The sequence below is a fragment of the Tatumella sp. JGM130 genome, assembly GCF_018257525.1.
Taxonomy (GTDB): domain Bacteria; phylum Pseudomonadota; class Gammaproteobacteria; order Enterobacterales; family Enterobacteriaceae; genus Tatumella; species Tatumella punctata.
On sequence record NZ_JAERJS010000017.1, the window covers coordinates 1 to 13,023 of the forward strand.

15 protein-coding genes are annotated in these 13,023 nt (G+C 51.5%); 11 read left to right on the forward strand and 4 right to left on the reverse strand.

Translation table 11 applies throughout. The features are described 5' to 3' along the window. The 4 genes from JK211_RS17080 to amiA form a co-directional block, all read right to left on the reverse strand. On the reverse strand, positions 1-76 hold a 76-nt coding region (locus tag JK211_RS17080), incomplete at its 3' end, for a hypothetical protein (RefSeq protein WP_371734613.1). A 36-nt stretch (positions 77-112) separates the two neighbouring features. Further along, entirely contained in the window at positions 113-1,063 is a 951-nt protein-coding gene (gene tal, locus JK211_RS09545; protein ID WP_212708447.1) for a transaldolase, read from the reverse strand. A gap of 205 nt (positions 1,064-1,268) precedes the next feature. Next, positions 1,269-2,177 carry an oxygen-dependent coproporphyrinogen oxidase gene (gene hemF, locus JK211_RS09550; protein WP_212708448.1) on the reverse strand — a complete coding sequence of 303 codons (909 nt, stop codon included), beginning with the start codon at positions 2,175-2,177 and terminating at the stop codon, positions 1,269-1,271. Positions 2,178-2,213: 36 nt separating this feature from the next. Beyond that, positions 2,214-3,068, reverse strand: coding sequence for an N-acetylmuramoyl-L-alanine amidase AmiA (gene amiA / locus JK211_RS09555; protein ID WP_212708449.1), 855 nt, complete (start codon positions 3,066-3,068; stop codon positions 2,214-2,216). Between the two features lie 225 nt (positions 3,069-3,293). On the opposite strand from amiA, the gene JK211_RS09560 reads away from it, so the two are divergent. From JK211_RS09560 to JK211_RS09610, 11 genes are all read left to right on the forward strand, one after another. Next, a complete protein-coding gene (locus tag JK211_RS09560; RefSeq protein ID WP_212708450.1) occupies positions 3,294-3,719 on the forward strand; it encodes a GNAT family acetyltransferase in 426 nt (141 codons plus the stop codon). A gap of 50 nt (positions 3,720-3,769) precedes the next feature. Then, positions 3,770-4,228, forward strand: coding sequence for a DUF2919 domain-containing protein (locus JK211_RS09565; RefSeq protein ID WP_212708512.1), 459 nt, complete (start codon positions 3,770-3,772; stop codon positions 4,226-4,228). Between the two features lie 63 nt (positions 4,229-4,291). Next, entirely contained in the window at positions 4,292-4,924 is a 633-nt protein-coding gene (locus tag JK211_RS09570; protein WP_212708451.1) for an RpoE-regulated lipoprotein, read from the forward strand. Between the two features lie 95 nt (positions 4,925-5,019). Then, positions 5,020-5,919: a Dyp-type peroxidase gene (locus tag JK211_RS09575; RefSeq protein ID WP_212708452.1), complete on the forward strand. Its 900-nt coding sequence runs from the start codon at positions 5,020-5,022 to the stop codon at positions 5,917-5,919. 213 nt (positions 5,920-6,132) lie between these two features. Next, positions 6,133-7,146, forward strand: coding sequence for a thiosulfate ABC transporter substrate-binding protein CysP (gene cysP, locus JK211_RS09580; RefSeq protein ID WP_212708453.1), 1,014 nt, complete (start codon positions 6,133-6,135; stop codon positions 7,144-7,146). Then, positions 7,146-7,979: a sulfate/thiosulfate ABC transporter permease CysT gene (gene cysT, locus JK211_RS09585; protein WP_212708454.1), complete on the forward strand. Its 834-nt coding sequence runs from the start codon at positions 7,146-7,148 to the stop codon at positions 7,977-7,979. Before cysP ends, cysT begins: the two co-directional genes overlap by 1 nt. Then, the gene (gene cysW / locus JK211_RS09590; RefSeq protein ID WP_212708455.1) at positions 7,979-8,854 is read left to right on the forward strand and encodes a sulfate/thiosulfate ABC transporter permease CysW; all 876 of its coding nucleotides are present in this window, start codon (positions 7,979-7,981) and stop codon (positions 8,852-8,854) included. Before cysT ends, cysW begins: the two co-directional genes overlap by 1 nt. Then, entirely contained in the window at positions 8,844-9,932 is a 1,089-nt protein-coding gene (cysA, locus tag JK211_RS09595; RefSeq protein WP_212708456.1) for a sulfate/thiosulfate ABC transporter ATP-binding protein CysA, read from the forward strand. The genes cysW and cysA overlap by 11 nt, the downstream gene beginning before the upstream one ends. An 82-nt stretch (positions 9,933-10,014) precedes the next feature. Then, on the forward strand, positions 10,015-10,899 hold the full coding sequence (cysM, locus tag JK211_RS09600; RefSeq protein ID WP_212708457.1) for a cysteine synthase CysM: 885 nt from the start codon (positions 10,015-10,017) through the stop codon (positions 10,897-10,899). Between the two features lie 108 nt (positions 10,900-11,007). Then, positions 11,008-11,688 (forward strand): response regulator transcription factor, encoded by a 681-nt coding sequence (locus tag JK211_RS09605; protein WP_212708458.1) that lies wholly within the window; start codon positions 11,008-11,010, stop codon positions 11,686-11,688. Continuing rightward, on the forward strand, positions 11,685-13,007 hold the full coding sequence (locus JK211_RS09610) for an ATP-binding protein (RefSeq protein ID WP_212708459.1): 1,323 nt from the start codon (positions 11,685-11,687) through the stop codon (positions 13,005-13,007). The genes JK211_RS09605 and JK211_RS09610 overlap by 4 nt, the downstream gene beginning before the upstream one ends. Positions 13,008-13,023: the final 16 nt, after the last annotated feature.

Consider the following 13,023-nt stretch of genomic DNA (forward strand, 5'->3'; position numbering starts at 1 on the left):
GACCGGATTTGGCTTTTTGCACAGCGTCCATACTGAGGGCACGGATCGCATTGGCGAGTTCTTTATGTGAGGGCATAGGTAGCTCCGGCTGATTTAAAAATAAGTAACAGAGTTAAAGTCGGGCGGCCAGCATATCTTCCAGTCTTTGCTGGTCAATGGCGAACTGACGGATACCTTCAGACAGTTTATCTACCGCCATTGCATCCTGATTATGTTGCCAGCGGAATTCATCTTCAGAGAGCGGGGCCGGCTGGTGAAATGCTTCCACCGGCGGCCGCAGTTTTTGTACCACCGGTACCTGACTGTTTTTCAGCGCCTGTAATAATGCCGGAGCAATAGTCAGGCGGTCACAGCCTGCCAGTGCAAGAATTTGTTCCGTATTACGGAAGCTGGCACCCATAATGATGGTGGTGTAACGGTGCTTTTTATAATAGTCGTAAATACTGCGTACGGATTTTACTCCCGGGTCCTGGTCTGCCTGATAAGGTGACAGAGGAGTACGGCTGTGGTGCCAGTCATAAATGCGGCCGGCAAAAGGAGAGATCAGATAAACGCCGGCTTCTGCACAGGCTCTTGCCTGAGCAAATGAGAACAATAGGGTCAGATTACAATTGATACCGTTCTGTTCCAGTTCCTCTGCGGCTTTAATTCCTTCCCAGGTGGATGCCAGTTTTATCAGTATCCGCGAACGGTCAATCCCCTGATCTTCATACATCCGCAGCAGTTTTTCGGCTTTTGCTACACACATACCACGGTTAAAAGACAAACGGGCATCTACTTCAGTCGAAACTCTGCCGGGAATGTTTTTCAGAATTTCCACACCGAGATTGACGGCAACGCGATCACTGGCATTAATGATCCGTGTTTCGGTATTCCCCCCTTGCCGACGGGCGTAATCGATAGCTTCGTCGATCAGATGGCGGCAGGCAGGTAATGTGGCTGCTTTTAGTACCAGAGAGGGATTGGTGGTAGCGTCCTGCGGCTGGTAGTCACAAATTGACTGAAAATCGCCGCTGTCAGCGACTACTGTTGTAAATTGTTTTAATGCATCAAGCGGGTTCATGCAGCGTTCTCATTCTTTCTAAAGCAGTTATTCCATCGGTGACGGAACAATTGGTAACAGGAATTTAACACTGTGCCGGAATTTATCGGGGAAGAAAATACGTTTTCTCCGATAATAGCGACAGGTAACACCATGACACAGGCCAAAAAAAGGCAGGGGCGGGAGAATCATTGCTAAATATTCTCCCGTGTACAGGGATGGCAGGCTATACCCAGTCTTTTACAGGCAGGAATTTTTCATACAGCTCTGCTTCGGCAGAACCTGCAGACGGCTGGTAGTTATATTCCCAGCGTACCTGGGGGGGCATCGACATCAGAATAGACTCAGTTCTGCCCCCGGTTTGTAAACCAAACAGGGTGCCACGGTCCCAGACCAGATTAAATTCAACATAACGGCCGCGACGATAAAGCTGAAACTGCCGTTCACGTTCACCCCAGGTCAGGGCGTTACGCCGTTCGACAATCGGCAAATAGGCGTCGGTAAAACCGGTGCCTACGGCGCGGGTAAAAGCAAAACACTGGTCAAAGTCAGGGGTATTCAGATCATCAAAGAACAGACCGCCGATACCCCGCTGTTCGTTGCGGTGACGCAGATGAAAATAGTCATCACACCATTTTTTATAACGCGGGAAGAGGTCATCTCCGAAGGGCTGACAAATATTTCTGGCCGTCTGGTGCCAGTGAACCGCATCTTCGGTGAAACCGTAGAATGGTGTCAGGTCAAAGCCACCGCCAAACCACCAGATGGGGTCAGCGTCGGGTTTCTCGGCAATAAAAAAGCGCACATTGGCATGACTGGTGGGGATATAAGGGCTATGGGGATGAATAACCAGCGATACGCCCATGGCTTCAAAACTGCGACCAGCCAGTTCCGGCCGGTGAGCCGTGGCTGAGGCTGGCATATTCTCACCGTAAACATGAGAGAAATTAACGCCAGCCTGTTCGAATATCGCGCCATCTCGCAGTACACGGGAACGTCCGCCACCGCCGGCTTCCCGTTGCCAGGCATCTTCCGCGAATCCTCCGGAGCCGTCGGCAGCTGCCAGTTTTTGACAGATTTGGTCCTGTAATGAGAGCAGGAACTCCTTGACCTTATGTTTGTCGGGAACGTTCATATCACATCATTTATTGTGGGGTTTTGCTGATTATACCTAACTTATCCGGCGATTGTGGATAGCGGATTCATTATAATAATTTACAATCCCTGCGGTAATGGCGGTGGCAATTTTATGGCGGAAAACCGCAGAACCCAGCAGTTTTTCTTCTGCCGGATTGGTAATAAACGACGTTTCGACCAGAACCGAGGGGATAGACGGCGATTTTAATACGGCAAATGCCGCCTGTTCCGTGTGCTGACTGTGTAAATGGTGTACCGGCCTGATTTTATCCAGCACATGTTTACCGAGTGTCAGACTGTTTTTGATGGTATTGGTCTGGACTAAATCGAACAGAATCTGTTGCAGGTAGTGATCTTTCTCCTGCACTTTGAGTCCGGCGACATCATCGGCAGCGTTTTCCCGTTCAGAAAGATAACGGGCCATGGCGCTGGTCGCGCCGCGATTGGATAGCGCAAATACCGAAGCCCCGTGTGCCTCCGGGCTGGTGTAACCGTCAGCATGAATTGACATAAACAGGTTGGCGCCGTGCTGGCTGGCAATTTCCACCCGCTGATACAGAGGAATAAAATGGTCACTGTCGCGGGTGAGCCGGACTTCAATATGAGGATGGTCGTTGAGTAGCTGACGAATGGTGCCGGCAATTTCCAGTACCACATGTTTTTCCATGGAGCCTTCTTCACCGACCGCCCCCGAATCAATGCCACCATGTCCGGGGTCAATCATAACGATAAATTTACCATTACTCACGGGTTTTGCCGGCTGGGCGACGGGCTTGATGGTATGTTCCCGGGCTAACACACCACGCGGGGAAAGTACCGCTAATGCCAGACCGGATAAGAGTAACTGGCGGCGATTTACCAGTTGTTTCAGCGGGGATAATTTTTTCATCAGCACTTCCATCGTCATCCGGAGAGTTAGTTTAGATCAACATTCCATTGTTATATCGTAACATTCGGAGGATTGCGACAAGGCAAATATTTCAGCCTTTTACCGGGTGTTTCAGTTCTGTTCTTTACAAAAGGCAGATTTTTCTGCTTTTGTTCACCTCTCAGGGTTGCAGATAAAGGGGAAAACGCCATAATCTGCCCATATCTCAACGACAGAGGCCTCGCGATGGAAATTCGTGGATTTCGCCAGGAAGACTTTGATGAAGTCATCACCCTCTGGGAGCGCTGTGATTTACTGCGTCCCTGGAATGATCCTGAAATGGATATAGAAAGAAAAATGCACCATGATCCGGACCTGTTTCTGGTGGCAATCGCCGGCGGACAGGTGGTGGCAACCCTGATGGGGGGGTACGACGGCCACCGTGGGTCTGTATATTATCTGGGGGTTGACCCTGATTTTCGTGGCCGCGGGTTTGCTAATGCACTGATGAACCGGCTGGAAAAGAAACTGATTGCCCGCGGCTGCCCGAAGATCAATCTGATGGTGCGTGAAGAGAACGATATCGTACTGGGTTTTTATGAAAAACTTGAATACGAAATTGTGGATTCGCTGATTTTAGGCAAACGACTGATTGAAGATCGTGAGTACTGAGCATCAGCGTAGTGATACGGTTTAGTCCGTTCTGACAGGGTGTCTGGTGTATTTTGATCGATTATTCTCCCGAAAATTATGACAATAAAGGGCAACTGCGGTTGCCATTTTTATTCTGGCTGATCCTGATATTTCAGGCACGTACCTGGATAGTGTTAGTGGTTGCCGGTGCATCCCGGCAACAGGGGGAAACCCTGCTGAATTTATTTTATCCGGATACGCAGGGTTTTTACCCTGGTCTGGCGCTGGGACTGAGTGCGGTTGCGGCATTTTTCCTGAGCGGTTACCGGCGGCGTTTTCCTGTGTTATGGAGAGGCTGGCGCTGGTTATTAGTTGCCTGCTCGCTGGTGACTTTTGGCTGGCAGTGCTCACAACTGAGTTATGTATTGTTACAACAGTCTCCGTTACCATTAATTTTACTCATATTTGATCTGCTGTCGGCCTGCTGGTTGCTGACCAGCCGCCGGCTGAAAGACTGTTTTGTTCCGGAATTCCCGGCAGAAGAATAAACTTTTTGCGGTTTTATCACTCCAATCCGGCATTAGCTTATTGCGAAAGGGACAGAAATAGCGATGAAATTACTGAAAACCACACTGCTTAGCGGAGTGATCTTACTGTCAGGCTGTGCCGGCAGCGGAAATCATGATGTCTCCGGCAATGATCCTGTCAGATGGTGGAACCCACTGAGCTACTCCTGGTCATCGGCATTACCCTGGCACTGGTTTGGTGCTTCAGCCACTGTCAGCGAACAAGGTGTTGGCGGATTAACCGGGCTGACGCCGATGACCGAAGCCGGAATCAGTGAGGCGCTGGGCAGCGACTATCAATTGCGGCAGGGGATGCGTACAGAAAACGGCGATATTGTCACTTTCTGGCAGGCGTTACGTGACGGGCAGGTGATGCTGGTTATTCAGGGGCAAAGCACAGTGTCACGTATCGATGTATCTGATCCGGCGATTACTTCGGCCAGCGGCGTGAAAACAGGCAGTAAATTTTCTGAGGTCTACACCCAGGCCTTTGGTCACTGCCAGCCGCTGGAAAACGGAGAGCAGGTCAGTTGTCAGGCACCGGACAGCCAGCATATACGGTATATTTATCAGGGTGAGTGGCACGGACCGCAGGGGATTATGCCGGCAGATGAAACACTGAAAAACTGGACCCTGACCCGCATTGTCTGGCAGCAATCGCTGTCTGGCGGAGTATAATCCCTTGCTTTGATAAAGGTTATGTTAATGAATTTCCGGTATCATAGGGATATGAACAGAGACATTGATTTTACTGACTATCGGAGATACAGACAGTGACGGACTATCAGAGTGGTATTTTGCCGGAGCATTGCCGTGCCGGCCTGTGGCTGGAGGGCGCGTTTAACGGTGATTTAGCGCAGGCAGGGATGCAAATCCGCGAGTATCTCTCGCGGCAGAAAGCCCTGCAGCAAAAATACCCCGATGCGCGGCTGGGCAGTGTTATTGCCTTTGGTGCTGCACTGTGGCGTGATTTGAACGGTGTTTCAGCCTCTGCGCCTGAGCTTAAAGATTTCCGGCCGCTGGGTAAAGGTATGGCTCCGGCAACGCAGCGCGACGTACTGATTCATATCCAGTCCCAGCGACAGGATGTGAACTTCTCTCTTGGACAGATTGCGATGGAACTGCTGGGTCCGCTGATGGATGTCAGTGAAGAAACTCAGGGGTTTCGCTGGGTTGAAGACCGTGATCTGAGTGGTTTTGTTGATGGCACCGAAAACCCGAAAGGTGAGAAGCGTCAGCAGGTTGCCATTATTGCCGACGGAGAAGATGCCGGTGGCAGTTATGTGTTTACTCAGCGCTGGGAACATAACCTCACCTCATGGCATAAACTGCCGGTCGCGAAGCAAGAAGCAATCATCGGACGTACCAAAGACAGCAACGAAGAATTACCCGCGGATACTCGTCCGGTCACTTCTCACCTTAGCCGTGTCGACCTCAAAGAGAATGGTGCCGGGCTGAAAATTCTGCGCCAGAGTCTGCCTTATGGCACCGTCAGCGGCACGCATGGGCTCTATTTTATTGCTTACTGTGCACGGTTGCACAATATTGAGCAGCAATTACTGAGCATGTTCGGCGAAAGCGATGGTAAATATGACGGGCTATTGCGTTTTTCAAAGCCGGTTAGCGGCAGTTATTTTTATGCCCCGTCATTGTCACAATTATCTGCACTATAAACCGTTCCCCCGGGGTACAGGTCGGCGGAGTCGGTCCGCTGACCTGACTATTCCCGCGATCATTGCCTGATAGTATTTATCTGACAGCCCTTATGCGTTTTTATGCTTTTAAAGCAATAATCGGTATATAAAACCGCTACAGCTTTGCCCTGAGAAATAAATACACTAATTATGCGGCTAACAGCGGCCGCGTTTGTGTTCAGGGGTAAGTTAATGAAGGTAAAGGGTAAAAAACGGGTCAGTGGGGTACTGCTGATACTGTTTACTGCCGGTGCAGCACATGCCACCACTCTGCTTAACAGTTCTTACGATGTTTCCCGTGAGTTATTCGCGGCGCTGAATCCGCTTTTTATCGCCCAATGGGATCAGGCGCATCCGGCTGACAAACTCACCATTCGTCAGTCTCACGGCGGTTCGTCGAAACAGGCACTGGCTATTCTGCAGGGGCTGAAGGCGGATGTCGTTACCTATAATCAGGTCTCTGACGTACAAATACTGCATGACCGGGGCCAGCTGATCCCGGCCAACTGGCAACGTCGTTTACCTGATAATAGTTCTCCTTTTTACTCCACCATGGCTTTTCTTGTCCGCAAAGGGAACCCGAAAAATATCCATGACTGGTCAGATCTGACCCGCAGTGGTCTTCAGTTGGTATTTCCTAATCCGAAAACCTCCGGCAATGGCCGTTATACCTGGCTTGCGGCATGGGGAGCAGCAGCAAAAGCCGATGGAAATACGCCGACGAAAACGGAGGCCTTTATGCGCCGTTTTGTGAATAATGTCGCGGTATTCGATACAGGAGGCCGTGGCTCGACCACTACCTTTGCCGAACGTGGTATCGGTGATGTCCTGATAAGTTTTGAATCGGAAGTAAATAATATTCGTCAGCAGTATCCGGCCTCGCAGTTTGAGGTTGTGGTACCGCAGACCAATATTCTGGCAGAGTTTCCGGTGGCCCGGATAGACCGAAATGTCGCCGCAGATGGTAATGCTGAGGCGGCCAGCCAGTATCTCCGGTTCCTGTACAGTCCGCAGGCACAGAAAGTCATCACCAGTTTCTACTACCGCGTCAACAACCCTCAGTTAATGGCCGAAAATAAATCCCGCTTCCCGCAGGTGTCATTGTTTCGTGTTGAAGACCTGTTTGGCAGCTGGGAGAGGGCGATGCAGACCCAGTTCGCCAGTGGCGGGGAATTCGATAAATTGCAGTCAGCAGGACATAAGTAATGAAACAAATGCGTCATAAACGGGTATTACCCGGATTTGGTTTAAGTCTGGGCACCAGCCTGTTTTTTACCTGTCTGATTCTGTTACTCCCGATGAGTGCGTTAGTGATCCAGTTGTCAAAAATGACCTGGGCTGACTACTGGCATGTAGTGACCGAACCAGAATTAGTCGCAGCCTATAAAGTGACCCTATTATCGGCCGCACTGGCATCGGCTTTTAATGCCGTATTTGGCATGCTGATGGCCTGGATTCTGACCCGTTATACTTTTCCGGGAAAAACCCTGCTGAACGGGCTGATGGATTTACCTTTTGCTCTGCCCACCGCAGTCGCCGGTCTGACCCTGGCCGGTTTATTTTCCACCACTGGCTGGTACGGGCAATGGCTGGCACAGTTCGGGATTAAAGTTTCCTATACCTGGCTGGGCATCGCGGTAGCAATGGCATTTACCAGTATACCTTTTGTGATCCGTACCGTTCAGCCGGTGCTCGAAGAGCTGGGGCCGGAATATGAAGAAGCGGCAGAAACCCTCGGTGCACGGCCCTGGCAGGCTTTTTACCGCGTTATTCTTCCCGAACTTGCGCCGTCACTGCTGGCCGGGACCGCTCTGTCGTTTACCCGCAGCCTGGGCGAATTTGGTGCAGTGATCTTTATCGCCGGCAATATTGCCTGGAAAACTGAGGTTATCTCGCTGATGATTTTTATCCGCCAGCAGGAATTCGACTTCCCGGCATCCAGCGCGATTGCTTCAGTTATTATGGCGGCATCACTGGTGCTGCTGTTTGGGATTAATGTGCTGCAAAGCCGCTATGGCCGTCGTTTAGGGGGGCACTGATGACTGAAGCTACTACGCAGCCGCTGCGGGCCAGAAAATCGTTTCACCCGGGCCGTTTACTGCTGATGACTGCCGGGATATTGCTGTCTGTGCTGATGCTGGTGGTACCGCTGATTTCGATTTTCTGGGAAGCGCTGGGTAAAGGCATCGTTGCTTCCCTGGATAACCTGGCAGACCCGGATATGCTGCATGCAATCTGGATGACAGTGATGATCGCCTTAATCACAGTACCGGTGAATCTGGTGTTCGGTACTCTGCTGGCCTGGCTGGTCAGCCGGTTTAATTTCCCTGGCCGGCAATTATTACTGACATTATTTGATATTCCATTCGCAATTTCGCCGGTGGTGGTGGGGCTACTGTATTTGCTGTTCTGGGGAATTAATGGCCCTGCGGGACACTGGCTGGATGCGCATAATATTCAGGTCATGTTTGCCTGGCCGGGGATGGTGCTGGTGACTATTTTTATCAGCTGCCCGTTTGTGATCCGTGAACTGGTGCCGGTGATGTTAAGCCAGGGGAGCCAGGAAGATGAAGCAGCTATCCTGCTTGGTGCCAGCGGCTGGCAAATGTTCCGGCGTGTTACGTTACCTAATATCCGCTGGGCATTATTGTACGGGCTGGTACTGACTAATGCCCGTGCACTGGGTGAGTTCGGTGCGGTATCGGTAGTCTCCGGTTCGATCCGCGGCGAAACTTATACCCTGCCATTACAGGTCGAATTATTACACCAGGATTATAATACAGTCGGTGCATTTACAGCGGCAGCTCTGCTGGCCCTGATGGCGATTGTCACTTTATTTTTGAAAAGCGCACTGCAATGGCGTCTGGAGCGTCAGCATCAGCGTCAGCAACAGGACGGCAACTATGAGCATTAATATTCATCAGATTAATAAGTCTTTCGGTAAAACCCCGGTACTTAATGATATCTCTCTGGATATCGCTTCCGGAGAAATGGTGGCATTACTCGGGCCTTCCGGTTCGGGGAAAACAACCTTATTACGTATTATTGCCGGGCTTGAACACCAGAACAGCGGACAGATTTCGTTTCATAACCGTGATGTCAGCCAGTTACATGCCAGAGATCGCCATGTCGGCTTTGTTTTTCAGCACTACGCCTTATTCCGGCATATGACCGTGTTTGATAATGTGGCATTTGGTCTGACAGTACTGCCGCGGCGGGAACGTCCGTCCTCCGCGGAAATTAAAAAGAAAGTCACTCGTCTGCTGGAAATGGTGCAGTTATCGCACCTTGCAGGACGTTTTCCCGCACAGTTATCCGGCGGACAAAAACAACGGGTTGCGCTGGCCAGGGCACTGGCGGTTGATCCTCATATCCTGCTGCTGGATGAACCTTTTGGTGCGCTGGACGCTCAGGTACGTAAAGAATTACGCCGCTGGTTACGCCAGTTACACGAAGAACTGCAATTCACCAGCGTGTTCGTGACTCATGACCAGGAAGAAGCGATGGAGGTTGCAGACCGGATTGTGGTGATGAGTCAGGGAAATATAGAGCAGACCGGGACCCCGGAACAGGTCTGGCAGCAGCCTGTATCCCGTTTTGTACTTGAATTCCTCGGCGAAATTAACCGGCTGGAAGGCACCATGGCCGGTAATCAGTTACAGGTCGCAGGCCATCACTGGTCGCTGGCTGAGTTACCGGAAGTACAGGGCCAGGTTGAACTGTTTCTGCGCCCCTGGGAGACGGAGATCAGCCGTGAGTACTCAGCCAATACACCACTGGCGGTGAAGGTGGTTGAAGCCAGTCCGCGTGGTCATTTCTGGCAATTGCTGGTGCAGCCGTCGGGCTGGGAAGCCGCCGATCTGACCCTGGTCTGTGACGACGGACATACGCCGCCATCGCGCGGTGAGCGCTTATATATTGGTGTGGATCAGGCGAGAATTTATCAGGGGCACCGGTTAATACAACCTGTTGCCTTTGCAGAAACTGCCTGATACTTTCGTTACCTGGTCTGTAAAACAGCCTGGCGCTTTCACCGCGGACAGGCTGTTTTCGTTTTTATAGGCAGGGATCCCCGTGATAACTCTGGAAAGTACCATAGGTAATACCCCTTTAATCAGTTTGCAGCGGCTGGTCGCGGATAACGGCAGTCAGGTGCTGGTTAAACTGGAAGGTAATAATCCGGCCGGTTCGGTAAAAGACCGGGCGGCGTATTCGATGATACAGCAGGCGGAATGTCGTGGTGATATTGCGCCGGGCGATACTCTGATAGAGGCGACCAGTGGCAATACGGGTATCGCCTTAGCAATGATTGCGGCCATGAAAGGGTACCGGATGAAGTTACTGATGCCGGATAATATGAGCCCTGAACGCCAGGCGGCGATGAAAGCTTATGGCGCAGAACTGATACTGGTCAGCCAGCAACAGGGAGGAATAGAGGGTGCCCGTGATTTAGCCGCGGCAATGGCAGCCAGAGGTGAAGGCAAGGTACTGGATCAGTTTAATAATCCTGATAATCCTCTGGGGCATTTTATGACCACCGGGCCGGAGATTTGGCAGCAGACAGGGGGCCGGCTGACGCATTTTGTTTCCAGCATGGGGACAACGGGGACTATCAGCGGAGTGGGACGTTATCTTAAACAGCAGGATTCTGCGGTACAGGTGATAGGTCTGCAGCCTGAAGAGGGGGCGCAGATCCCGGGGATCCGCCGCTGGTCTGCAGCCTACCGGCCGGGTATTTTTCAGCCGCAATGGGTCGACAGAACCATCGATATGTCAGAAGCCCTGGCGACAGAAACCATGCGTAATCTGGCAAGGCTGGAAGGTATTTTTTGCGGTATGAGTTCCGGCGGGGCAGTGGCCGGTGCACTACAGATTGCCGCGGCCACGCCCGGTGCGAAAGTTGTCGCTATTATTTGTGATCGCGGCGATCGTTACCTCTCCACCGGGGTCTATGAATAGCAAATTATACAGCCGCAGACAGGGCATCATGTAAGGATAGTGAAAATACTGCGGTAACCCGCGCGGGATCGGGTCAGAATGGCGTTATTTTACAGAAAGAGAACGTTTATGAAGATTTTGCTGGTTGATGATGATCATGAACTGGGCAGTATGCTTAGTCAGTATCTTGAAGGTGAAGGTTTTAGCAACGCACTGGTGATGACCGGAAAAGAGGCTATCACCAGTGCGCTCTCAGGCCAGTACAGTGCGATGATCCTCGATATTATGCTGCCAGATATGAGTGGTATTGATGTATTGCGGCAGGTGCGCCATAGCAGCCGCTTACCGGTGATTATGCTGACCGCCAAAGGGGACAATATTGACCGGGTGATCGGGCTGGAGATGGGGGCAGATGATTATGTCCCTAAACCCTGCTATCCCAGAGAACTGGTTGCCCGTCTGCGTTCTGTGATGCGACGTTTTGATGAACAGCCCGCCAGGGAAGAGAAAAAAGAACAGCTTATTCACGGTGATTTGTCCCTGGACCCGGCGACCCGCGTATCCTCATGGAAAGGTCAGGCATTTGATCTTACCGCGTCGGAATTTAATCTGCTGGAACTGTTGCTGGCTGCCAGTGACCGGGTGGTATCAAAAGATGAACTTTCTGAAAAAGCCCTTGGTCGCCAGCGCGAAGCCTATGACCGCAGTGTTGATGTCCATGTCAGTAATATCCGGCAAAAGCTGAGTAAACTGACTAACGACCAACTGAATATCGAGACCGTGCGCAGCATTGGTTATCGTATCCGATGAACTATGATTATCCGGGACGCCTGTTCTGGAAAATGTTACTGGGGTTTATGCTGGTCTTTCTGGTGATCAGCCAGTTTTTATGGCTGGGATTCAGCCTGCTGGGATCAGAACCCCCGGAGCAACAGTTATTGAGACAGACATTAAGTCTGCAGCTGGATCAGGCGGCTAAACAGGTTGAACTACATGGGCCGGCGGGACTTGAGCAGGCAGAAGCCGAATGGCCGGCAGTGCTGCGCTCGGTGACACAGTTACAGCTGGCGAGTGAACGTCCTGAATCTCCCGGCGGCCCGCCTCCGGATCGCCTGACCCGGCAGGTAACGGCACCGGATAATACAGACTATGTGATTTCTATGGATATGCATGCAGACCATCCGCGAAGACGGGGCGGTACTTTGCCTGTTATCCAGCGTTTTCTGCATATACCGATGCCGGTGGTTGTGTTTGCTATCCCGATGGGATTACTGTTCAGTCTGTTACTGGCCTGGAATCTGACCCGGCCAATGCGGCAGTTACGGGAAGGGTTTCGTCATATTTCCAGCGGTGATCTGTCGGTTCGTTTATTCGGCAAAATGCAGCGCCGGCACGATGAATTTTCGGTGGTGGCACGCGATTTTGATGCCATGGTGGAACGGTTAGATGTGCTGGTAAAAGCCCGTGAAGAGTTATTACATGATATCTCCCATGAGTTGCGTACTCCGCTGGCGCGTTTACAGCTGGCAACCGCACTGGCCCGCCAGTCACCCGATAATGTATATGACTCGCTGGAACGCATTGATAACGAAGCCCGCAAGCTGGACAAAATGATCGGTGAACTGCTGACGTTTTCCCGCGCAGAACATGCCCATATGGTGCGCGAACAATATTTTGAACTGACCAGTTTACTGGATGCGGTGGTGGCTGATGCACGTTTCGAAGCTCAGGTTCCGCAGGTAGATATTCATGTCAGTTATGATGAGAATGCCGATTTTATGGTACAGGGTAACGCTGAAATGGTCCGGCGTTGTATCGAAAATGTACTGAGAAATGCCTTGCGGTTCTCTTCGGCCGGACAGTCCATTGATATTATTCTGCAGGCAGAACAGGAGTGGCTGACAATAGTTATCCGCGATCAGGGGCCAGGGGTAGAGCCGGATAAACTATCGAGTATTTTCGACCCCTTTGTGCGGGTTGCATCCGCGCAGTCAGGTAAGGGGTACGGGCTGGGGCTGGCGATTGTACGTAAAGTGATACTGGCACATCATGGGGAGGTCAGGGCCGGTAACCGGCCAGGAGGCGGTCTGGAGATCTCACTGCGGTTACCCCACTGGCATCCGCAATAAGTCAGGTCGTCGGCAG